The following is a 23,610-nucleotide window of genomic DNA, read 5'->3' as shown; positions in this document are numbered from 1 at the left end:
TATTACTCACCTGGCCTCAAAGGATATACATCTGGAGGAGTTGTTGATGGAGGTATCTTCATCTCCCTAACAGCAGCCTTAACAATCTTTGTAAAAGGAGGTGCAGTAGTATTTCCTGACCAAGTACTATTTGGCTTATAAAGAACAACGCTAACTATTACCTTAGGATTTTCAATAGGCACAGCAGCTACCAATGAAGAAATATAACCCGTATTTTGTCCAGCAGAGTTATAAATTTCAGCAGTACCTGTTTTACCACCCAAACGGTAACCTGAGACTTTAGCTTTTTCTAAACCATTGTGTTTACCATCAAAAACAGTAGCCATAACTTTGCGCATCTGTTCAGCAGTATCCTTGGATAAAACCTTAACTGGTTCTTTTAACTTAGCTTTTTCATATTTTCCATCGTGGCGTTCATAGCCGTCAATTAAATGTACAGGCGAACGAACACCGTTATTTGCTATAGTCTCTACCATAGAAGCAACTTGTAGCGTAGTTGTAGCTAAACCTTGACCAAACATCGTGGTATAACGCTGACGACCGTCCCACTTATTGCTAGGCGTTAATATACCGCTAGTTTCACCAGGTAACTCAATACCCGTTGCTGATCCAAAACCAAATTGACGTAGTAGCTTATAACGATATTCATCTTGTAAATAATCACCAAATTGGATAGTACCCACGTTAGATGAGTAAGCAATAACACCTGCCAAAGTTAAAGTCCAAGAAGGATGAGGAAAAGCGTCTTTAAACTTTTGACCATTACGTACAGTAAAGTTATCTGGAACAGAAACGGTATTTAAAGGAGTAGCTTTCTTTTCCTCTATAACACCTGAAGCAGTAACAAGTTTCATAGTGGACCCTGGTTCATAAGCATCTTGAACAATTCTAGAGCCACGATCTTTTGCTGGAGTACGACCAGGGTGCTCGGGATCAACAGCATTTGAATCAGCCATTGCTAACACAGATCCTGTACCTACTTCCATTACAATGGCGCTTCCCCACTCAGCTCCAGTACTTTTAACAGCCTCATTTATAGCTTCCTCAGCTTGATGCTGTAAATCTATTCGAACAGTTGTCCTTATATTTTTGCCAGGTACATCTTCAACAACTTTTTCAAGCCCATCAGGAATAACTTCGCCAGTAGGACCAATTTCTACCATGCCCTTTCCTGCTTTACCTGTAAGGAGCTTGTTTTGTGTAAGTTCTAGTCCAGCTAAACCTTTATTTTCTGAACCAACAAAACCAATAATATTACCAGCAGTATTTTTGTTAGGATATTCTCGTTTAGAAACTTTTTCAGGTTCGATACCATATATTCCCAAGGCTTTTATTTTACGCCAAGTCTGAGGAGAAACATCTTTCACGAGGTAAGTAAAACTTGAGTCCCCTATCATTTTGCCACCCAGCTGTGCCTCATCAACCTCTAATATTTTGCTCAGCTGTTTTGCTGCCTCTTCAGGACCTTTGCCTACAAGTTTTAGCTCTTCTGCCCCCGTTACCGGATTTTTAATCTTCTCGTAATGTTTATATTCAGCAATAACCTTTTGGTTTACGCCAATATTGTATCGTTCTACTGAATTAGCTAAAATTCTGCCATTGTAATCTACAATACTTCCACGTTTAGCTTGAATATTATAAATATCCGTACGGAACTTTAAAGCTTGTTCAGAATAACTATCACTTTGTATTACTTGTACTTGTACTAATCTTAAAGCACATACCATAAACAGAACTAAAAATACTATGAATACACTTTTAGCTCTACTCTTAAAAACAAAGTCGTTAAAATGGTCCATGATCCTAATTTGTGCCAGTAATTGTAGCGTCTTTCAAATTTATGTACCCGATCTGCTCTGAAGGAACCATTGATTGACCTCTAGCAGCATCGTTGATGTTCTTAGGTGAGTTCAACTCATCAATTTTAGACTGCAATAACTGTGTTTCCTCACGCATTTTTACTAGCTCAATTTGTCTTTGGTGCATAGTGTAAGACCTTTGAGCCATATACGCATACATCGTTATTTGTAGTAGTACAACAAGTATTAGTAAACACGCAGACATTTTAAAAGCAACAGATAATGTTGGTTTCTTAGCAGTTTTACGAACCTTAAGATCAACTTTCTTCAGCTTTGTAGAATTTGACGGTCTGTCAAACTTTGAATACTTTATTGATGCTAAGTTGTGACTCATTTTAGTCTCCATACAACATTATCTTTGGGGCGTATTTTTTTAGCTACTCTCAATCGAACTGACTGAGAGCGTGAGTTTGATTCAACTTCTTCTTCGTTTGCTTTTATTGCTTTACGAGTTAGAAGTTTCAAATATGGTTTATCATCCTCAGGAATCACTGGTATATCTATAGGAGCAGTACTTGTGCTACCTTGATTAAAAATAGTTTTAACCATTCGATCTTCTAAGGAGTGGTACGATTCTATAGCAATAATTCCGTCCACAGCCAAGGACGACAAAGCATTAGGTAAAGCTTTTTTCAAAATTTCAAGTTCACGATTTACTTCAATTCGCAAAGCTTGGAAAGTCTTTTTACAAGGGTTCTTACCACTGCGTTTAGCAACAGCTGGTAAAGCTTTTCGTATTACTTCGTTTAGATGAGAACTAGTCAATATTGGCTTTTTTCCCCGTTCTTCCACTATCTCATTAGCGATTCTTCTGGAAAATTTTTCCTCGCCATATATATAAAGAATTTTAGCTAGCTCTTCAGCACTATAAGTTTGAATAATTTTTTTAGCATCAAGATCCGAAGTTTTATCCATTCTCATATCTAGCTCAACATCACGAGCGTATGAAAAACCTCTATCATCTTGATCTAGCTGCAACGAAGAAACACCTAAGTCCATTAAAATAGCATTGACTTTACCTGCTGGACAGTACTGCCTTACAACATGGTCGACATTATCGTAAGTTGTATGTACAGCCGTGAACCTATCAGCATATTTTTCAGTACGTTTAGTAGCTATCTGTATTGCTTGTTCGTCTCTATCAATACCTATTACGTGAAGATTAGGAAATCTTTCCAAAGCAGCTAAAGTGTGTCCACCCATACCTAAGGTGGCATCAATCATATAAGCAACATCTGTGTTTTCAAAAGCAGGAGCCAAAAAATCCAAGCATTCGTTTAACAATACTGGTTTATGTATTTGATTAATCTGGTTATCAGCCAAATCTATTGAATCAGCATTGAAGGTGCTGGTCATTTCTCCTCCTTTCTATATACAGCGTCTTCAGGTAGTTAGTGGTTAGAATATTCCTGGAATAATTTCTTCCTCAGTGTCAGCAAATCCGCTCTCTTGTTTTTCTATATATTCATTCCAAGTCTGTCTATCCCATATTTCAACTCTAGATCCTGCCCCAATTACTGTGACTTCTCTGTGTAAGTTAGCATAAGAGCGTAGTTGCTGAGGGATAGTGATTCTACCTTGTTTGTCAGGAATCTCGTTATTTGCCCCAGAAAGTATCACACGTATGTAATCCCTAGCTTGTTTGGAAGTAAGAGGCGCTTTTTTAAGCTCGGAATACATACTTTCGAATTCTGAAACAGGAAAAACGTAAAGGCAGTGTTCTTGTCCTTTAGTAATTACCAAACCATTTTCAAGTTGTTCACGATATTTAGCAGGCAAAATAAGTCTAAATTTTTCGTCCAACTTCGGTTCATAAGTACCTAAAAACATTACACCTCCTCCTATATTTTCCAGCTCACACCACAATACCCCACTTTGCCCCACTTTTCTATATAAAACACAAAAATTGTTACAAAAGATAGATAATTTATTATCAAATAATCAGCTTTTACAGGTTTTAATAAAGTGGAGTAAAATTTTACAAATTTTCGCAAAAGTATAAATATATAGAAAATCTCTTTTATTTGTTAAACAGAGATGTAAATAAATGAAGTAATACGAGAGTCACTGGAAAAACTATAAAACTGATAAATCTGTAACCAAGGCTATTAAAGCAATATGGTAACTTTTATAAGAACTATTTATGTAGGCTAATTAATAGAAATTCCGTAATGTTTTAAGGCACACGAAACAAGACACTTAGTACACTCAAGTAAATACAAAAAAACGCAAATAATACAAATATTATTAAGCTATTTCTACAATTTTTATGAAACGATAATCAAATAACTATAGAGAAAAACTCTGTAATATTTTTGATATCGAAAACACCATCGAAGTAAATCCCAAAATCGCAACTAAAACAGTGACCCAAACACCAAAAGCAGAGTAAGAATAAACAGCAAATAAAATCAATATTAGACCAAGAAGTAAACCGAAAAATCCTAGAACAGCTTTTCTGGGATTAAAAGATGTAAATAGTCCACCATTTTTATTCACAGTAGAGTCAGAGTCGTTAAAATGATCATCGAAAGACTCACCTACGCCTTTCAAATCATTTTCTAACTCAGCTAGAATATTTTCTTCATACTCAGACAAAGCCATTTGTAATCACCTCAACAAAAAGAATATATAAATAATATAACACACGTATTCGAATTATTATTCTGCATAAATTTGATTAAGAATTATTTATGCTCATGTTTCAACAAAGAAGCAGGAAAAATAACACTCTCTCCATACTTACTTTTCAATTCATCACTTACTTTTAAAACGTTTTCTCTACGAATTGATAAATTTTCAGTTACAGCATCAGAAAAATCATCAAACAATGCTTGCGGTATACCATGTGTTGAATCAATAAGGTTAGTAACTTTGACTCCTAGTAACCTTACTCCTTTGCTTATATCAACGCTCTCAAGTAAGTTCATAATCGTATCAAAAATAACCTCATCATCAACCGTTGGAATATATAAAGTTTTATCACGAGTGACAGATGAAAAATCTGTAAATTTAAGTTTTAAGGAAATTGTTTTAGCTAAAAATTCATGGGTTCGCAAACTAAACCCGCATTTCTTCACTAAATATAAAGCTTCGGTACGCAATATTTTATAATCATATATATCGTTAGAAAAAGTCCTCTCGTTAGAAAAAGACTTATCTACACTTGTTTGTCCAACTTTTCTACGATCAACACATCGTATTAAATCAAAAACTTTAGTTCCTAGCGAATTACCTAGTATTTTCTGTAGTTCCTGATCTGATAACTTATATAAATCAGATACAATTTCATAGCCTTTAGCATGCAAAAGTTGTTGGCTTTTCTTTCCTAGTCCCCAAATTACCGATATCGGCATGGGAGATAAAAACTTCATAGAGTCTTTCTTTGGAATTACTAATAAACCGTCTGGCTTAGATTTGCTTGAAGCAATCTTAGCTAAAAACATATTTTGAGCAATGCCTATGGAGGCTACTATTCCTAGTTCTTCAAAAATATCTTTCTTAATTTTCTTAGCTATATCAACAGGAGAACCAAAAACCCTAGTTTGAGACGATACATCAAGAAAAGCCTCATCGATAGATATAGGCTCTATTTTGTCGGTATACCTCGCAAAAATTTTGAAAATTTCACTACTCATCTTTTTGTATAAGCTCATGCGAGGACGCAAGAATACACCTTTAGGGCACCTAGCCTGTGCTTGTTTAGTTGCCATAGCTGAATGAACACCAAACTTTCTAGCTTCGTAATTAGCAGTTGAAACAACTCCCCTTACAGATACCCCACCTACAATAATAGGCTTTCCAGATAATTGAGGGTTAAATTTTTCCTCACAAGCAGCAAAGAAGCAATCCATATCAATATGCAGAATATTGCAGTCTGTATCATCAAAGCGAGGCTTCAGATTATCTACTACCATATTCTAAACTCCACTGCTTCATTTCCACTAATACAAGCAATACAGCTTCGTACAAGCAACACAAAGAAAACTGCACAAAATATAAGTGATTGTTCTAAAGGAATCTAAATAACAAATCCCTCTTTAATATTACATCATTTTAAGCACACAGATGTATATCATATCGTGAGTATAAAACCACTTGTAGGTGAGATTTAATTTTTAGAAATTTTCGTCTTCGGTAAAGTAGCAATTTTATTTTATACTCTCGTTATTTGTAATTTATATACTCTCATTTCTTTGTTCTGTTTTTGTAAAAGTATCATAGTTATATTGATGGGGTAAGTTTCTATAAGGATAAGCATTCGTAAATATCTATAGCGGTAAGTAAACAAGTAATTAAAATAAGTATTCGTAAGCTTTGATTTATAAAGTTTATTTTACGTGGATGAGCTTTGTAGAAAGCTGAAGCTATAAACTTGGTTTATACGGTTATTGTCATAAAGCTTGCTCTTCTAAGATTTTGAGGCTACAAGGTTTAGTTTTATAAACTTTGGCTTACAAGTTTGGGAGTTATAAGTTTTGGATTACAAAGCTGAATTTATAAGTTCGAATTTGTAAGCTTGATTTCATAGACTTAGGAGCACAAAATTGAATTTATAAGGTTAAGTTTATAAGCTAAAATTTATGAGATAAGTCTTGCAAGTATATAGAAGTATTAGTGACAAATTGAGCTATCTATTTATTGAAGAAAAACCCTGTAATAACTCAAAAATCAACTATTCATATTTGAATATTTTATTGTGAATACAGCTTATAACTTACTCATCTGTAAGAGTGAATTTCATGTTGTTACCTGTAAGTTATGTATGCTCAGCTACGGTATTACTGGTTATCTCTAATGTAACCTTTTTAAATATAAGCATGTCTTACTTCCACACATAAATATAAGCCTTAGCTGTAGTGCTGTATTGCTGTATTGCTGTAGTGTAAACATATCATTACTTCCTTCTATAACTTGATACACCACTTTCATATCTCTTTCTTCCTAACAAAATATAAATCTTTACACGAATGTAAAAGTTAAGTAAGAAACTCACCACTCCAAGAGGCGTAAAAAAGAATAAAGCGTAAGTAATAAATAGAATTTAACGAAACTTTGCAAGTAATACTCCTGAGTGACCATTCTGTGAAATCAGCACAAAGTCAACATATTTAATATGTAAGATATAAGTATTGTGTTTACTTTTTCTCGAGCATTTGATTTTATAATGACAAAATTGATAATAGTTTTTCTACAAATGAGTTTTATTGCAAAGCTTAGCTTGTGTTATGAATAGGTTTCTGAACATAAGCAATGCCTCTGTAAGTAAAATAACTATAACAATAAAAACGACTATATGCCCATAAACAGCCTAAGACAGACATGGAACTTTAGACGAGTAACTATATAAGGTTCACTACTCGCCTAAACACCCAATTATCTTACTTCTTACCGAATAGACGCTTTAAAAATCCGTAACTATCATTTTGGCTTTTAACACTTTTTTGTATGTCATTATCTGTCTCACTTTGAGACTTCAAAAATGCTTCTATACTTTCAGCCAATTCATCGCCTGATGGAAAATTCTCAGCAGAAACATTTTGTTTTTCAGAAACACCAATATTAGAAGTTACAGAATTACCGCTGTCGAATTGTTCTTCTAGTCCTCTTATCAAGCCCTCGTTCTCAGCTATTTCTTGACTATTACTCATCATACCGTCTGCTAGTTCACAAGCCACAGCTAAATCTCCCAGAGGCAAAACTAAATTAGTCATTGCAGTAAATTTCTCTAGTAGCATATAAGCACCTTGAGGAAAATCAGAGTCAGCAAGATAAAAAGGAACGGGAACAACCAACCCGAAACAGTCAATATTTGCTTTAGACATCTCATACTGCAAAAACACATCCATAGTAGCTAATACTCTTATACGCTCATTACTTTGTTTGCGTTCTTTATCATATTTTCTATTAGTAATGGTAACATCCACATTACCTTTACGAGTGTGAGGTATATACGTAGAAATACCAGCAAGTGTATAAGCTTTTTCAACTCCATACGGTTTTATTAACTCAATTATAGACTTAGCAAATTTTCCCCAACAACGAGATGGCTCCGGACCAGACAGCATTAAGAAAGAAGTTCCCTTATCATCATATAACAAGTCAAGAGTGATGTTTACAAAGTTAACTTCTTCAAGACACCAGTCATCAAAAGTAGCAAGCGGCCTATAAGCTTTCATATCTACTAGTTCATCAGTCTTGAAAGTAGCAATCCTAACAGACTTCAAAGTATTAAATAGATGCCTAGTAACCATAAAGCTAGCATGCCCAGCTCCTAAGTTACCTTCAAGATTATGCAAGAGGATTGGAGTTTTAACATCAACTACATTATCTACTTCATACAAAGAATCCATTACACCCTCCTCGTTATCATACCCATAAATGTCTAGTTATCAACTCTACAAATAGTAAACGCAAGTATTATTTTAATTATTCCATAAACACTTTAAAGTATAGTCTACTAGTCTATCAATTATTATGTTTATATTCATCTAGTATTTTTTAGTTCTGAATATATTAATCACATATTTATTGGATTGTGTTCTTAATACATTCGTTATATTTGTGTATTTACATATTTGTAAAAACAGTAATAAGTACATAGTTATTTTGAAACAAACTATAAAAATACTTTCAATATGAATCCTTTCAGATAAATAATAATGTATACTTGATTAACCATTATTGATAAAATCTATTCAAAATTGAGCAATAATTGATAAAAGTTACAATAGTATTGCAACTATCAAGACGAAGATGAGAGTACTTTGACTAATACTAGCTACCACCACTATATAGAAAAAGAATTATCCAAAGAACAGCTCTTTGTAAATACTGCTTATAATCTATTAGATTTCTTAAAAACAGAATATCGTCGTCAACAGCAGTTAATCCAAAAAAAAGGTGCTAAAGGTACTCACCAAGAAAGAACTGAAAGAGATGCTTTCTCCAGCCACTACGGAGACGAAGCTACCAGACTAGAACAAATTCAAGACAAGCTTGTATTTGGCAAACTATATATGAATGACGGTAGTATTCACTATATAGGTAGAGTTGGTTTACGCTCTAATAAAACTAACGAACAAATTTTATTAGATTGGCGTTCAAAAGCAGCTATGCCTTTTTACCAAGCAACCACTATAGATCCTAAAAAGACTATTTTACGTAGACACATAAGTACTTCAGCCAGAAAAGTGACAAAATTTGATGACGAAATTCTAGATGACTCATTAAATAAATCTATTGACTCTAAGGAAATCCAAGATATTCTACTTCATACAGATAAAAGCATAAATACCGAAAATTCTGTATTAGTGGGAAAAAATTCCCTACTAAATGCTTTATCTACCGCTCGCACAAGTAAAATGAGTGATATTGTATCAACGATACAGAAAGAGCAAGATGATATAATTCGATCTAGTTGTTCAGAAATTTTACTTGTACAAGGTGGACCTGGTACTGGGAAAACAGCAGTTGCTTTACATAGAGGTGCATTCATCCTATATGAAGAACGCAAACGTTTAAAAAACAATGGCGTACTAGTCATAGGTCCTTCGAAGACTTTTCTAAACTATGTCGATAATGTACTCCCTTCTTTAGGTGAAACTGGCGTAGTAAATTCCACTATAACCAATTTACGAGTAGACACTGTTCCTTCTCGTGTAGATAGCTTAAAATTAGCATCCATTAAAGGTGATTTGTATTGGAAAGAAATTTGTGAAAATGCAGTAAAGCACTTACGAAAAATCCCTGTATCTTCACGAATCATTCGTGTAGATAGCGTTGACCTAGTAATTTCTCCAAACGATATCAAAAAGTCTATGGATAAGGCTTTAAATAGCTATTCAACTCATAACGAATCACGTACAGTATTTGTACAGAGTATTTTAGATAAGCTGAAATCTCGTTATGAATCAACTTTTAATAATACGTTTAACGACTTCGGTGAAGACAGCTGGATACGTGAAACTATACGTTCAAACCCAGAAATTCAACGCACTATAAACTTATGCTGGTTACCATGCGATCCTCATACACTATTACATTGGTTATATAAGCATCCGTCTTTCTTGGAAAAATGTGCACCTAAACTAAGTAAATCTACTCGTGATTTGCTATTCTACAAAGAAAAATCTTTTTCAAATAACGACGTTGCAATTATCGATTATTTAGACAAATTACTCGGACCTATCCAAAGCAACACTACTTCTAAAGAAGATTCTAAACAGAAACAAAAACTCACAAAGATAAAACAAGCTATAAGTTCACAAAACCTAGGTGGCGGAATTGTTAACGCCACTACTCTATTAGAAAATAGCGAGCAGAATTTTAGAGAGTCTTTTGATTTACAAGAAACTATGTTAATCGATCCAAATTGGAAGTTTGGTCACGTAATTGTTGACGAAGCTCAAGAACTTTCCCCTATGCAGTGGCAAATGTTGATGTCTCGTTGTCCTTCCCATTCTTTTACCATAGTTGGAGACTTAGATCAAAGTCGCAACAATAGCAATACCTTTTCTAGTTGGATTGATTTACTAAGCCCTATATTTAAGACGAATATTGTTGAAAAAGTTCTAACTATTTCTTATCGTACCCCTAAACAAATAATGGATAAGGCAACTGAAATTATGTCCTCCTTAGGTAAAAAAGTAAATTATCCTGTTTCTTGCGTACGAGAAATCGAAAACTCATACCAACACTCAAGTCTGAACTTCATTGACACTAATGAAGTTATTACGAATCTTTCTCAAGGTATTATCACCCTTTCATCTGATATGGATAAGGAATATGATACTAATTCAGGCAAACTAGCGGTCGTTTTTAGTAGTAGAGATTTTTCTACTTATAAAAACTTATTATTAGACTTTTTACATAATAAAATGGCTATTTTCCCAAAAAATCGTATAGTTATTATTGAAGCTAGTCATACTAAGGGTCTTGAGTATGACTACGTTATGCTTGTCAACCCTGACAATATTGCCCAAGAAAGCTTGGGGGATTTATATGTCGGTTTGACTAGAGCGACTAAGAAGTTGCACGTGGTTTCGTGTAAAAATTCTAAGTTGCCTCTTTAAATGTTCTTAGGAGTTAATATGATTGTAAATGAACGCTACTACAAAAATTATGTCAAGGGTGTTCCAGTCGATATTACCATTCCAGACGTGACCATTCCTCACGTTCTGGATCAAGCTGTGCGATTTTATCCTAATAAAATTGCAACTGATTTTCTTGGCAAACAATTAACCTATAAACAACTTAATGAACAAGTTGGTAAGGCTGCTTCTGTTCTACGCGCTGCTGGTATTAGACGTGGTGATCACGTTGCTTTGATTCTGCCAAACTGCCCACAGCATATCATAGCTTTATACGCTATATTCCGATTAGGGGCTGTAGCCACTGAGCATAATCCTCTAGCTCCAACATCTGAAATACAATCTCAGTTAAAACGATGCACACCTAAGTTAGTCATAGCTTGGGAAAAATCTGTAGAGAAAGTTCTAACAGGTTTTAACAGTAATTATAAAGTCTATGCAGTTAACTTAACCGCTGCTCTTCCTGTCAGCAGTAGGGTTCTTTTAAGTCTTCCAGTTCCAAAAGCTCGAGCGGAACGAAAGAAAATGCGTAGTAAGTTACCTAGTTCTATACCAAATTGGGACTCTATGGTAGCTCAAGCTCGACAAATGACTGTATTCCCGTCTGATATACCTAGTGATTCTACCGCTGCACTATTACATACAGGTGGAACTACAGGTGAACCAAAATCTGTTATCCTAACTCATAAAAACCTCCTATCTAATGCTGAACAGTCTGCAGCGTGGGTCAAAGACTTGCATGAAGGTGCTGAAGTTTTTTATTCAGTATTGCCGTTCTTTCACGCATTTGGTTTAACTCTATGTTGTTTAGCTGCTATACGTATGGTAGCTACACAAGTTATCCTTCCTAAATTTGATGAAAATTTGTTTCTAGATACTATGAAACGAATGCCTTGTACATTTTTACCAGGTGTACCACCAATGTTTTCTCGCATAGTAAAAGCTGCTAATAGTAGAAAAATTGATTCACTTCCGAGTATCCGCTACGCAGTTTCTGGCGCAATGTCTCTAAATAAAGAAATAGCTGAAAGCTGGGAAAAACTTACTTCCGGATATATTATTGAGGGATACGGGATGAGTGAAAGTTCGCCTATTGCAGTAGGTAATCCTCTATCTTCAAGTAGACGCCCTGGCGCACTAGGTATTCCTTTCCCTAGTACTGAAGTAAAAATTGTTGATCCTGAAGATATATCTGTTGAAGTACCTATAGGCGAAGTAGGAGAATTACTTGTCAAAGGACCTCAGGTATTCAAAGGATATTACAACAATCAGAAAGAAACAGATAATGTACTACAAGACGGTTGGCTTCGCACAGGTGATCTTGTATACGAAGACGACGGGTTCATTATAATGGCAGACCGTCGAAAAGAAATTATTATTACTGGTGGTTTTAACGTATATCCTTCCCAAGTAGAAGCTGCTGTACGCACTATGCCCGGTATTGCTGATGTAGCCGTTGTAGGTTTACCAGAAGAAGAGCGTGGCGAAAGTGTCGTGGCTGCAATAGTTTTGAAAAAAGGTATGAAAGTAGATTTAGAAAGTGTCAGAAAATGGGCTGAAAAATCACTTTCTCACTATGCATTACCTAGACAAATTGCTATTTTGTCAGAAATTCCTTACTCTCATCTAGGAAAAGTTATTCGTAAAAAAGTTCAAGCTGAGCTATTAAGCGCTTCTGAACAAGCAGGCGAACAACTTCAGCATGTAAAAGACAATGTTTCTGAAGTAGCAAGTGCGACTGTCAAGCATATTATCTCACTAGGTTCAAAAAATACTGATGACTCTCAAAAACCTACCTCTAATATAAAAGAAGAAGATAAAGAGAAAACAGAAAAATTAGAACCTGATACGAACGATAATAATTAATTATACTCTGGGGGACTCTTTTGGTCCCCCATTTTTAAAAGTAATCACCAGGATTTTACATATTTCAAATATAATACTTTATTACTCTATTGAACGACTGTAAATAAACACTATCAGCAATAAATCAAATACAAGTAGTAACTTTGCCATATCACTACTTAACTCAGTTTTACATTCAATATATAATCTCTCAAATATTGTAAAACTATACCAAGAGTAACTTAAATGCTTTCCTTTAAACGAGCTATTTCCTCTTCAAAATCTTCTATAGAATTAAACTGTGAGTATACAGATGCAAAACGCAAATAAGCAACAACATCAAGCTTCATTAGTGGTTCCAGTATAGCTCTACCAATATCGTGCGCATCCACTTGTGCTACACCTAAGCTTCGAATCTTATCTTCTACTTCATGAGCTAATAACTTTAATTCATCTTTTTCTACGGGCCTGCCATGACAAGATTTCTGGACTCCCTGAATAATTTTATCTCTATTGAATGGTTCAACAACTCCATTCTTCTTTTTTACAGTCAAAGAAGAAGTTTCCATAGTGGTAAATCGTTTAAAACATGTTTCGCATTCTCTACGTCGACGTATAGAAGTTCCGTCATCAGAAGTTCTAGAATCAACGACCTTCGAACTCCCTTTTTTACAAAAAGGACACTGCATAATTTCTCCACTATTTTTCATTATTTTCTTTCTACAAAGATATCTTAAAAATTCTAAAAAATACAATGGAATTAATATAATATTTATTTACTTGGAAGGAACAAGTATTGTCTGTCCAGCACGTATATTTTCACTATTCAAATTATTTATCTTTTTTATTTCGTAAATAGTTTCTTCGATATCTGCACCATAGTTACTTTCAGACGCAATATCCCATAAACTATCACCAGCTTGAATCTGATATTCTACAGTTTTATAAGTAGTTGGAGTCGTTGCATATGCGACTACACTACCAAATGTAATTCCAAATACTGCAAATAAAACATAGACAAATATTTTACTCTTACTCATAACTTTTCTTGAGTGTTTTAGTTCAGGGGAGTTATGAGTTTTATCAAAATAATGATCTCTAAAGTCTACTATACTACAATCATTCTGGTATACATTCTCCGCAATCTTTAACGCGTTAGAACCTACTACATATTTTTCAGCAATATAACTTTGAGAATTCTGCCTGTTATGTATCTTTTTTATATTTTGCATAACAACTCCAATCTTTAGAACATTTGTTCTTAGAACGTTTGTACGAATAATTTATCAGAAAAAAATACTCATGTAAACTTAAAATCGAACAAATGTTTGAATTTTTAGTTCGTTCATTGTATGATTATGAATACCAACAATTAGAAAGCAACAAAAATGACAGAAAACATAGAACCATCAAATAATGCTTTAGAACCATTGTCAGAAAGACAACGAGCAATATTTGAATTTTTAGTTAAATATATAGAGGAAAATAACTATTCTCCATCTATGCGAGAAATTTCAAAAGCCGCAGGACTATCAAGCACTTCTTCAACTAAATATCAAATAACTAATCTAATAAAATTGGGATATTTATCTCAAGAAAATAATAAATCCAGAACACTTATTCCCACAGAAACAGCACTAAAAACAATAGGTAAAGAAACCCCTTTAACGGAAAATACTTCTAGCAAAGAAGATAAATTATCTTTATCTAAGGTGATAACTTTACCTGTAGGAGCAGACACAGATGAAGACACTACCCCAGTTCCTCTACTAGGAAATATCGCAGCTGGACAACCTATATTAGCTGATGACACTGTAGAAGATGTATTATCTTTACCTCGCCAGTTGACAGGATTTGGAGAATTTTTCATGTTAACGGTTGTAGGAGAATCAATGATAGATGCAGCAATATGTCCTGGAGACAAGCTAGTTGTAAGAAAACAAAATACAGCAAATGACGGAGAAATAGTTGTAGCTTTATTAGAGGACGAAGCAACAGTCAAAGTTTTATCTCATGTAGATGGTCATAGATGGTTACTCCCTCGAAATGAGAATTATACCCCTATCCCTGGAGATGAAGCACTCATACTAGGAAAAGTAGTTACTGTATTGAGAACACTATAAAATAGGATAATTATAAAGAATAGTAATTAAAATCTAAAAATTTCAAGACATGCAATATAAATCATATTCAATACGCCACAGTTTATACTAAATATATTAATGCTCAATTATGTAGCTCAAAGATATCCTATTTTCGTATTATTTATATCACTACACCATGTAAATTCACAACCCAAGTATTCATATTAAGGAGATTACTTTAAAAGTAACTTATTAAAATAACACATTACATAGATAACTTTATAAACTTTATTCAAAAGTAATACTACATTCTCGATATACAGATAAAAATCCAACCACATATTTATATAAGTTACACACATCGTATATGACATATTACAATGCGTTGCGTTACTATCATTATCTTAAAAAGTAAGATAACAAAAGAAAACTCGATATAGTAAGTCTATTATCTGTATAAGCAGTATCATATATTTATTATATATAGATAAATAGAGATATCCTTATAGCTGAAGGTTGTAGAGACAAAAGTAAAAATACTAAATTCATAAGATAATTTATAGAGACTACGCAGTATGATGGATATAAGAATATGCATAACTGTATACGATATTTCCAGTTAGATACAAAATAAATAGTTATCAAGCCATAGTCAAATGACATTTAAAGTTATTTACCAATTAAATAAACTATCCAGCTATCTAAATAGCTAACTACTCAGATAGCCGAATAGCATTAAAGTTACATAAACGATATCTAAACTTATAAGTATTTTATGATAACAGAAGTGAATTTTATACTAAAAGCCTAGGTATACCCTAATGCTCTATATCCACTTATAACTATTATTCATATACATACTGACATTCTATATCTACTCGATAATCTAATATGTAGATTACCTTACAAATATAAACTCGATATGATGGAATATAGAAAATTCAATAAGCTTAGATATTCTATTTCTGCTTGTGTATTTATTACTAACCACCTAAAAATAGAAAGGAAAAAATACAATGCAAAATGTTATTTATCTCTAAAACTTACATGTAACTTATCCTAAGTTCCCGGCAGCTTTAACCTTTACCCTACAGGTATTATTTGAATGATATTGCAAAGGAATATCTTCAACATCAATGATCTCCACGCTTTCACGAATAGCTCCAGACGCAACAGCCAACTCAATAGCTTCACTCTTAGCCTTTTCTATCGCCTCTTCACGAGGAATTTCATCGTAAGAAACAATTTTCTCGCAAGATCCACTAACTTTAGATATGGCAGAACCTATGGCGTTAGCAACGGAAAAATTTCCTGGTTTGAAAATATTAGTTGCACCTTTGATATTTCTAGGCAATATAACAGAGCCACCACCAACAATTACAACATCTATATCGTTGTTGTTGACTTTCATACTGTCAATGCCATCTTCTACTTTTTGCACCATACATTCCATAGCATCTCTAGCAAATTTTTCATCTATATGTGCAACTCTAGATTTATCGCCTATATCAGCTAAACCTAATCGGACTGCAATATCTGTGGCTGTTATAGTATCCCCACCAAATACTAATGCTTTTTCAGATATTTGATAACCAACGCTATCCGGGCCTACAGTTACAACTCCGTTTTTTTCTCTCACGATACTGCCTCCACCAAGGCCAAAAGAAATAACGTCAGGCATACGGAAATTAGTACGTATTCCTCCGACTGTAACTGCAACACCACTTTCTCTAGGGAAACCATTTTGCAAAACACCAATATCAGCTGTAGTACCACCAACATCAACAACAATAGCATTGTTCAAGTTAGACAAATAACTAGCTCCTCGAATACTGTTAGTAGGTCCACAAGCAATAGTCAAAATAGGATACTTACGAGCCAAACTAGCATTCATCAAGGTGCCATCATTTTGAGAAAAATAGATTTCAGCATTGTCTATTCCAAACTCAGCTAAACTGTCAGCAAAACCAGTAGTAAAACTTGCAGAAACTTTGTATAAACTAGCGTTTAAAATCGTGGCGTTTTCACGTTCTATTAACCCCATACTGCCAATTTTACTAGAAAGGGAAATATGCGCATTCTCTCCAAGAATTTCGCTAGCCAATTCAGCAGCTTCAACTTCATGATCATCACGTACGCTTGAAAATACACAACTAATTGCTACTGATTTTATCCCCTGTGCTTTGCAACGCTCAAAAAAATCAATAGCAGCTTGTCGGTCAAATGAATTCAACAGCTTACCATCATATTCAAAACCACCACTGATAGTTGACACTTCCTTAGCAATAGATTTCAAATCTTCCGGCCAATCAAGCATAGGTTCAATAGCATTTGAAGCAGGAGCACCTATACGCAATATACCAATATCAGCCAAGTTTTTACGTTCAACAATAGCATTTGTACACTGAGTAGTTCCTAGCATTGCCTGTTTAATTTTCTTTGTGTCTATTTGAGAGTTACTAAGAACAGTATCGATTGCAGATAAAATACCAGTGTAAATATCACTAGTAGTAGGGGTTTTGCAACTAGCTATTACTTTTAAATCATCATCTATTAAGACAGCATCGGTATTAGTACCACCAACATCAACACCCAATCTGTACATATTTACGCCACTTCCCCTCTAATACGATCTTCAACAGGTATATAATCAGTATCACATCCAAAATACCTAGGCCCTACAAGTTCTATACCTTCAGGAGTTCTCCAAGCTTCAAAACATTTCAAAGCAACTACTAGGACTCGCTTGCCATACTTCAATGCATCCGTAGGAATAGGAATAAAAGTTTCACTATCAACTATGCATATTAAATCAGGAGTAGTACAAACTATCTCACCTTCAACAGAAGCAATTAGATTTTCATTTTGAAATTCAACGTATGCCTCTCGCCCTTTGTCTTCGCCGATTCCTTCAAAAAGAACTTTCCCAAAGTTAAAAGCACCTCTAGTCTCACGTAAAACATCCGTAATTTTACCTTTGAAAATCTTGTACCCTTCACTTGCTTCCAAGAAATTTTCCTCTGGAGTTTTCTCACCATACTTTACTTGTTTTATTGCTTTTCCTAGATTTTCACTTCTAGTAACGATATCCCGTACACCATATTCCTTGACTGTTTTACCATCTACGCAGTACAAGCTTACAGAGACAGAACCTCCACAACTCATCGTGACAGCTCTAGCTAATTCTTCAGTCCATTTATTTGTTATAGTGTCAAAAATTACAGAGTTACCTTTTTCATCTACTAGTCCCATAGGTGTAGCACTCACGCCTGCAATTGAAAAAGTGACCATTTGTAGTTCCGGGAAAGCACGTCCCATAGCATCAACATCTACTAATGGTAAACCCAACTTGGCAGCAGCAGCAAAAGGCAACATACTATTTACTCCACCAGCTTCAATTGGCATGAAAGCAAAAATTTCTTTACCATAGTATTTGCTTATCATGTCATACAAGCGTTTGTATTCATCACCATTTATACCTTTTTCTAGTAATACAGTTGGAGCACCCATCATAGCTATAGGTACAATAAAAGCATCATCAGGAATCTCATCAACGGATAATAATGTAACTGGACCATTTTCTTTAATAGCTCCATAAGCTATTAGTTTTCCAACATACGGGTCTCCACCACCACCGGCACCTAACAAAGCTGCTCCCATGGCAATATCATCAATTTCTTCTAAACCTATTTTTCGCATTTTTCTCCTTTAAAATGAGCAAATACTATATATAAAAGTAATAATTGTTACGAAAGAAAATTTCACTTTCATTAATAATTCATAAAAACTGAAACAAATTCTTACGATATAACTTAAACCAGATGTCACATTTTATGAGTTCACATAGCAACGAATACAGATAGTTTATTACTATGCGAACTCAATAAAATAAGTTTTTATTATTAGATTCACAAGCGTTTATAATAAATTTTACTTTTACCAAACACCAAATACTAAGCATCAGGCACCAACCACCAAGTACTAAGCATCAGGCACCAAATACCAAGCACCAAGCATTATAAAATCTATTACATAATCTAAAGATTGTTCTCTAAATAGCACTACTACTGTTTATTAGAGTTATATCAACAATAGTTTTTGCAATTTTTTCAACCTATTCCCTCTAAAACACTAATTTCATCTTCAGATATATCATTTAGATTACGCTCATCTAATTTTTGTTTAATACATCGGATTGTTCAGAAACTACTCTAGTGGATTAATCGCTGTCCTTGGTACCAGTTTTACCTTCAGAAACAGTGACATTATCTGCACAAATTCCTTCAGAACAACAGCTACTAGCATCACTATCAAATCCACTAATGCTATTATCGTCTTCAACCCCACCGTTGCTGACACCGTTACTGACACCGTCACCGGAATTATTGTCAAAACTACTAATTTCCACAACTTGTGAATCTATAGGAAATACCTTTATCAAAAGAGTATATGCTATGGCAGAAATGATAATTCCATTAATAGGACCAATAAAGAAGACATAGACATTTGCTGTAATGTAAGCAACACCAGCTCCTATTATGAACGAAGTAATACCTGCTATATTTATACCTTTCACGACTTTGAAGTTTTCTTTATTACCCTTACCCACTATCCAATAAGCAGCAATTATTACACCTGCAACTGGTGGTATGAAGGATGTAAGTATTCCTAAAAAGTCTTGGAAACGCTCAATAATACCTACTGCACCTAGCAAAGTACCAATTATTCCAGCTATACCAGTAGTTATACGGAACTTACTTTCGTCAAATCCTAGTAAGTTAGTTAGAGCAATACCGCCACTGTAAGCGTTAGTAACATTTGTTGTCCATGTTGCTAATATCAAAGCTACTAACCCAATAGCTGGCAATCCTAATATTGATAGAACTTTTGAAATATCGTATTCATTGGCAACTATACTACATGCTGCACCTAAGAAAATTACTATCAACCCAGATGGTAATACACCTACGACACTAGATTTAATTACATCTGCACGATTTTTTGCATATCGTGAATAGTCCGCACTAACTACCCCACCTAAAGCAAAAGTTGCTACGACTAGGTTTATACCACTTACAAAGCTCATAGGCTGAGCTGGCTGATGAGATAGTACTACATTTATCCCGTCATTTACAAACAACGCTGCATATGCTGCATATCCTAATACCAAAATAAGTGCTGGTACTGCTATATAGTTCAAATATTTGACCGCATTATATCCAAAGCAAGCAGTAAGTAGCATTATTATTCCCCAGAAAATTACGCTTATTGCTTCTGGAATATGTACACCTGTAATAGCTAGAATCATGCCACTAAATGAAACACCACATACAGCAGATTGGACTCCAAACCACCCTATACATGCAACAGCTAAGATTGAACTAATTACATACCGTGATCCTTTTTCACCTAGAGCATTTGTTGCCATTACACTAGTTGGTAGCCCCGTATCACTTCCTTGGATACCTATTAGTGACATATAAAAACAAATAATTCCGTAACCAATTAGAACACATAACAAAATGCTGGATATAGAGAAACCTTGGCTTAAAAATCCACCAATCATTAAGGATGGAACGCACACCATTGCTCCAATCCACACAGATGCTAAGCTAATCCAGCTTTGCCTTTCATTCTCTTGAATTTTAAATCCTTGTATTTGATTTGACATATATTTCTCCTTAACTCCCTTAATAAACTTCGTAGAAAATCTAAACTAAATTATGATTTAGGTAGCTCAATAACACTTATATAATTCAGGTATAAGTATTTTGGGTATATAAGTTTCCCTTGTGAAGGTTTGAATAACTTTAAAAGTAATTACACTAATATTTGTATAGGTAAAATCTGTATGTGATACATATGAGTACGTATACTTTGATAAATAATATGAATTGTAAAAAGCACTATGTTTAATGTAACTTTCCCAATACCAAAGAAAATCACAGTAAATTACATATACAAACGATAAGAGTAATATTTAAAGTATGAATCGTTTTATACTCGAATTTACATATAATTCATATACATATTGAGGAAAAAGTTCATCTCATACATTGATAGAACACCTTTATTCTTATCTGAGATTTTTAAAGATTTAGAAATCATAGTCTTTTCCTCCAATCGATGTACACTAAACTAAGCTAGATTTATAAGTATGAAAATATTATTGAATACAGATTACTAGCTTTCGTAATCTGAAATTAGGTCTATACGACGTTGGTGACGTTCTCCCTCACTAAAAGGAGTATCAATGAATGTCTGCACAAAGCTGATACATTCTTCAATTGTGTGTTGACGAGCACCTAGTGAAATAACGTTAGCGTTGTTGTGCTGACGAGCCAACTCTGCGATTTCTTTATTCCACACTAATGCCGCACGTACACCTTTTACTTTATTAGCTGCGATTTGTTCACCATTTCCGCTACCACCAATTACGATACCCAGTGAACCTGCTTCTTGTGCAACTGCTTGTCCGCAAGCGATACACATGGTTGGATAATCGTCTTGTGCGTCGTATTCATGTGCACCATGATCAACTACGTCATGCCCATTTTCTTGCAAATATTTAACAATTGCATTTTTTTCTTCGTAACCTGCATGGTCTGTTGCAATATGAATACGCATTATAAATCCTAGCTGGAGACAACATTTCCAATATGTAGTATAACAACACTTACAAAAAAGGTAAAGTAAAAGTAAAGATTTAATACTCTGAACTATAACTTTTGCTAAACCTTGAAAACACAAGGATATATCAAAGAAATTTAGTATAAATTTTACTTACTTTTAGTATTTTTATTAAATTATTGCTATACGTATAACTTTTACACTTTACGTATAAAAAACAATCCCTACGAATTATAAGCATAGTCAGTAAGTAATTGAGCTAAGTAAAAAAATAAAAACTAGGCACTTATCCCAAAAATTTATCAAGTAAATAACAATTTATAAAAGTATCTTACTTACCTAACAGGTATACTTTATTCCACAAGTTTTACGGTTACTTCCAAAGCCCTTTATCGATAAGTAATTGCTTAGCAACGCTAGGACTATCAGTAAACAGCCCATCAACTCCTAAATCGATTAAGTATTCCATTTCAGAAGGATCGTCAACAACCCAAACTTGCACAGCCATACCTCTACGATGGCAAGCTGATATAAAACGCTTAGTGACAACTTTTATAAACCCAAACTTCACAGGCACTTGTACAGCAACTACACCTTGCCTAGGATATGGAACACCAAAAAGCCTCGGGGAAATCGTCAATGTAGAAGCAAGTTTCATTTTTATAACTTCAGCCATACTCAAACTAGTTTTAATTCTGCCATTAAAAGCCTTGCGAATTCTTCTTAACCTAGTAGAGGAAAAAGAGGCAATTAAAATCCTGTCTTCAACTTCAGGCATCTCACTCAAAAGGTCAATCATAGGTTGAACAACACGATCATTTTTCAAATCGATATTGAAGTGAAGGTCAGAATACTTTTTCAAAGCATCTTCAAGGCGAACGATTTGACTTCCATCACTATAACTAATCTGGGAAAGCTCTTCCCAAGTCATATCTTCAACTCTACCAGTATGGTTATTTACGCGTTCCAAAGTATCATCATGATAAATAACAACAACATTATCTTTAGTTGCTCGAACATCAGTCTCAAAATACTTGTAACCCAAGCTATGAGCATGTTCCAAAGCTACCCAAGAATTCTCGATAGCTTCATTACATCCACCTCTGTGGGGGATAACTATTACTTCATACATAAGACTATGTTATACCATAAGTAATATTTTAGCAGTCTTTACTTAACAACACGGCTTTATTTTCTTTTAACCATCTGATTGGATCTACGGCATCGTCATCTCCATTAGGATGAATCTCTATATGCAAGTGTGGGCCAGTCGAATATCCTGAAGAACCTATCCCTGCTATTATGTCTCCCATTTTTACTTCTTGTCCCTCTTTAACATAAATACCATTAGGATACATATGCAAATACCATGAATGTATTTCTACCCCTTTTATGTTATGGACAATAATCACTCTTCCAGCTCCACCATACACATCAACTGTTTTCACTTTACCATCAGCAATACTCATAATCGGGGTATTTACTGGTCCTGCTAAGTCTGCTCCTGAGTGTAAAACATTACGTCCTGATAAGGGATCGCTTCTATATCCAAATGGCGAAGTTTGAGTGAAAGTTCCTTCACGCAATGGCCATTGTAATTCAAAGTTTTTATTAGCTAATGTATCTCCATTAGCACTATTACTCGGAGTACATTTAACGTCACTACCAGCTATAACTTTATAACGTGAATTAGGAGAGACCACTTTGTTGAAATTAGAATTCGAATCTATTTTTTCACTTTCAAGTTTAGTAAGCATAGATTCGTAAGTTTCAGTTGCTCCCAAGGAAGACAAAGGAATATTCAAAGCTCCTGTAACAGGAATAACAATTACAGCTAAAATTTGGACTAAAGTTATAAACGGTTTCGCAATTTTGAATTTAGTATGAGTTTGTGAGTGAAAAACGGTATCAGAAACCACACCGTCACGACTAGCATTTCGCTTTTTTTCAGCCTCTATCAGCTCTCTACGTGACGGAAGTTTTTTCTTATTTTGGCTATCTGACAAAAATTCTCCAAAACTCACATATATCTTTATCAGTTAATGACAATATCATTAAAGAAAAATAGAGTCTACAAAAATACTCAGATGAGCCTTCTTC

18 protein-coding genes are annotated in these 23,610 nt (G+C 34.4%); 3 read left to right on the top strand and 15 right to left on the bottom strand.

Annotated elements, in window-relative coordinates; all coding sequences use genetic code 11:
* Positions 1 to 2 precede the first annotated feature (2 nt).
* The 7 genes from HCQ94_RS01550 to HCQ94_RS01520 form a co-directional block, all read right to left on the bottom strand.
* Positions 3 to 1,799 carry a peptidoglycan D,D-transpeptidase FtsI family protein gene (locus HCQ94_RS01550; RefSeq protein ID WP_166977012.1) on the bottom strand — a complete coding sequence of 599 codons (1,797 nt, stop codon included), beginning with the start codon at positions 1,797 to 1,799 and terminating at the stop codon, positions 3 to 5.
* Between the two features lie 4 nt (positions 1,800 to 1,803).
* Positions 1,804 to 2,193, bottom strand: a complete 390-nt coding sequence (locus HCQ94_RS01545; RefSeq protein WP_166981255.1) for a hypothetical protein — start codon at positions 2,191 to 2,193, stop codon at positions 1,804 to 1,806.
* Positions 2,190 to 3,215, bottom strand: a complete 1,026-nt coding sequence (gene rsmH / locus HCQ94_RS01540; RefSeq protein WP_166981252.1) for a 16S rRNA (cytosine(1402)-N(4))-methyltransferase RsmH — start codon at positions 3,213 to 3,215, stop codon at positions 2,190 to 2,192. Before rsmH ends, HCQ94_RS01545 begins: the two co-directional genes overlap by 4 nt.
* A 42-nt stretch (positions 3,216 to 3,257) precedes the next feature.
* Positions 3,258 to 3,689 (bottom strand): division/cell wall cluster transcriptional repressor MraZ, encoded by a 432-nt coding sequence (mraZ, locus tag HCQ94_RS01535; RefSeq protein WP_166977008.1) that lies wholly within the window; start codon positions 3,687 to 3,689, stop codon positions 3,258 to 3,260.
* Between the two features lie 459 nt (positions 3,690 to 4,148).
* Positions 4,149 to 4,463, bottom strand: a complete 315-nt coding sequence (locus HCQ94_RS01530; RefSeq protein WP_166981250.1) for a DUF3040 domain-containing protein — start codon at positions 4,461 to 4,463, stop codon at positions 4,149 to 4,151.
* Between the two features lie 83 nt (positions 4,464 to 4,546).
* Positions 4,547 to 5,776: a DNA polymerase IV gene (gene dinB / locus HCQ94_RS01525; RefSeq protein WP_166981247.1), complete on the bottom strand. Its 1,230-nt coding sequence runs from the start codon at positions 5,774 to 5,776 to the stop codon at positions 4,547 to 4,549.
* A 1,464-nt stretch (positions 5,777 to 7,240) separates the two neighbouring features.
* The gene (locus HCQ94_RS01520; RefSeq protein WP_166981244.1) at positions 7,241 to 8,212 is read right to left on the bottom strand and encodes a PAC2 family protein; all 972 of its coding nucleotides are present in this window, start codon (positions 8,210 to 8,212) and stop codon (positions 7,241 to 7,243) included.
* Between the two features lie 414 nt (positions 8,213 to 8,626).
* On the opposite strand from HCQ94_RS01520, the gene HCQ94_RS01515 reads away from it, so the two are divergent.
* Positions 8,627 to 10,933, top strand: a complete 2,307-nt coding sequence (locus HCQ94_RS01515) for a HelD family protein (RefSeq protein WP_166981241.1) — start codon at positions 8,627 to 8,629, stop codon at positions 10,931 to 10,933.
* Between the two features lie 18 nt (positions 10,934 to 10,951).
* A complete protein-coding gene (locus tag HCQ94_RS01510; protein ID WP_166981239.1) occupies positions 10,952 to 12,817 on the top strand; it encodes an AMP-binding protein in 1,866 nt (621 codons plus the stop codon).
* Positions 12,818 to 13,038: 221 nt separating this feature from the next.
* On the opposite strand, the gene nrdR is transcribed toward HCQ94_RS01510, so the two are convergent.
* Positions 13,039 to 13,485, bottom strand: a complete 447-nt coding sequence (nrdR, locus tag HCQ94_RS01505; RefSeq protein WP_166977002.1) for a transcriptional regulator NrdR — start codon at positions 13,483 to 13,485, stop codon at positions 13,039 to 13,041.
* Between the two features lie 87 nt (positions 13,486 to 13,572).
* Positions 13,573 to 14,028 (bottom strand): cell division suppressor protein YneA, encoded by a 456-nt coding sequence (yneA, locus tag HCQ94_RS01500; protein ID WP_166981237.1) that lies wholly within the window; start codon positions 14,026 to 14,028, stop codon positions 13,573 to 13,575.
* A gap of 156 nt (positions 14,029 to 14,184) precedes the next feature.
* Here yneA and lexA point away from each other — a divergent pair, with 156 nt between their 5' ends.
* Positions 14,185 to 14,919, top strand: a complete 735-nt coding sequence (lexA, locus tag HCQ94_RS01495) for a transcriptional repressor LexA (RefSeq protein WP_166981234.1) — start codon at positions 14,185 to 14,187, stop codon at positions 14,917 to 14,919.
* Positions 14,920 to 15,934: 1,015 nt separating this feature from the next.
* Here the strand turns inward: lexA and HCQ94_RS01490 are convergent.
* The 6 genes from HCQ94_RS01490 to HCQ94_RS01465 all read right to left on the bottom strand — a co-directional run bounded on the left by HCQ94_RS01490 (position 15,935) and on the right by HCQ94_RS01465 (position 23,516).
* The gene (locus HCQ94_RS01490) at positions 15,935 to 17,485 is read right to left on the bottom strand and encodes a hydantoinase/oxoprolinase N-terminal domain-containing protein (RefSeq protein WP_166981232.1); all 1,551 of its coding nucleotides are present in this window, start codon (positions 17,483 to 17,485) and stop codon (positions 15,935 to 15,937) included.
* 2 nt (positions 17,486 to 17,487) lie between these two features.
* The gene (locus HCQ94_RS01485; protein WP_166981229.1) at positions 17,488 to 18,579 is read right to left on the bottom strand and encodes an S-methyl thiohydantoin desulfurase family protein; all 1,092 of its coding nucleotides are present in this window, start codon (positions 18,577 to 18,579) and stop codon (positions 17,488 to 17,490) included.
* 520 nt (positions 18,580 to 19,099) lie between these two features.
* Positions 19,100 to 20,551 (bottom strand): cytosine permease, encoded by a 1,452-nt coding sequence (locus HCQ94_RS01480; protein ID WP_166981226.1) that lies wholly within the window; start codon positions 20,549 to 20,551, stop codon positions 19,100 to 19,102.
* 512 nt (positions 20,552 to 21,063) lie between these two features.
* On the bottom strand, positions 21,064 to 21,507 hold the full coding sequence (locus HCQ94_RS01475; protein ID WP_166976996.1) for a ribose-5-phosphate isomerase: 444 nt from the start codon (positions 21,505 to 21,507) through the stop codon (positions 21,064 to 21,066).
* Positions 21,508 to 21,883: 376 nt separating this feature from the next.
* A complete protein-coding gene (locus HCQ94_RS01470; protein ID WP_166976995.1) occupies positions 21,884 to 22,642 on the bottom strand; it encodes a glycerophosphodiester phosphodiesterase family protein in 759 nt (252 codons plus the stop codon).
* Positions 22,643 to 22,670: 28 nt separating this feature from the next.
* Positions 22,671 to 23,516 (bottom strand): M23 family metallopeptidase, encoded by an 846-nt coding sequence (locus HCQ94_RS01465; RefSeq protein ID WP_166976994.1) that lies wholly within the window; start codon positions 23,514 to 23,516, stop codon positions 22,671 to 22,673.
* Positions 23,517 to 23,610 lie beyond the last annotated feature (94 nt).

This window comes from Actinomyces sp. zg-332 (genome assembly GCF_011751945.2).
Lineage (GTDB): Bacteria > Actinomycetota > Actinomycetes > Actinomycetales > Actinomycetaceae > ZJ293.
The sequence above is the reverse complement of the archived record's forward strand: the minus strand, read 5'-3'. Positions and strand labels throughout refer to the sequence as shown.

Coding starts and splice junctions, on each gene's coding strand:
- HCQ94_RS01550 (WP_166977012.1), bottom strand. CDS start 1,799: ATGGACCATTTTAACGACTTTGTTTTTAAGAGTAGAGCTAAAAGTGTA.
- HCQ94_RS01545 (WP_166981255.1), bottom strand. CDS start 2,193: ATGAGTCACAACTTAGCATCAATAAAGTATTCAAAGTTTGACAGACCG.
- rsmH (WP_166981252.1), bottom strand. CDS start 3,215: ATGACCAGCACCTTCAATGCTGATTCAATAGATTTGGCTGATAACCAG.
- mraZ (WP_166977008.1), bottom strand. CDS start 3,689: ATGTTTTTAGGTACTTATGAACCGAAGTTGGACGAAAAATTTAGACTT.
- HCQ94_RS01530 (WP_166981250.1), bottom strand. CDS start 4,463: ATGGCTTTGTCTGAGTATGAAGAAAATATTCTAGCTGAGTTAGAAAAT.
- dinB (WP_166981247.1), bottom strand. CDS start 5,776: ATGGTAGTAGATAATCTGAAGCCTCGCTTTGATGATACAGACTGCAAT.
- HCQ94_RS01520 (WP_166981244.1), bottom strand. CDS start 8,212: ATGGATTCTTTGTATGAAGTAGATAATGTAGTTGATGTTAAAACTCCA.
- HCQ94_RS01510 (WP_166981239.1), top strand. CDS start 10,952: ATGATTGTAAATGAACGCTACTACAAAAATTATGTCAAGGGTGTTCCA.
- nrdR (WP_166977002.1), bottom strand. CDS start 13,485: ATGCAGTGTCCTTTTTGTAAAAAAGGGAGTTCGAAGGTCGTTGATTCT.
- yneA (WP_166981237.1), bottom strand. CDS start 14,028: ATGCAAAATATAAAAAAGATACATAACAGGCAGAATTCTCAAAGTTAT.
- lexA (WP_166981234.1), top strand. CDS start 14,185: ATGACAGAAAACATAGAACCATCAAATAATGCTTTAGAACCATTGTCA.
- HCQ94_RS01490 (WP_166981232.1), bottom strand. CDS start 17,485: ATGTACAGATTGGGTGTTGATGTTGGTGGTACTAATACCGATGCTGTC.
- HCQ94_RS01485 (WP_166981229.1), bottom strand. CDS start 18,579: ATGCGAAAAATAGGTTTAGAAGAAATTGATGATATTGCCATGGGAGCA.
- HCQ94_RS01480 (WP_166981226.1), bottom strand. CDS start 20,551: ATGTCAAATCAAATACAAGGATTTAAAATTCAAGAGAATGAAAGGCAA.
- HCQ94_RS01475 (WP_166976996.1), bottom strand. CDS start 21,507: ATGCGTATTCATATTGCAACAGACCATGCAGGTTACGAAGAAAAAAAT.
- HCQ94_RS01470 (WP_166976995.1), bottom strand. CDS start 22,642: ATGTATGAAGTAATAGTTATCCCCCACAGAGGTGGATGTAATGAAGCT.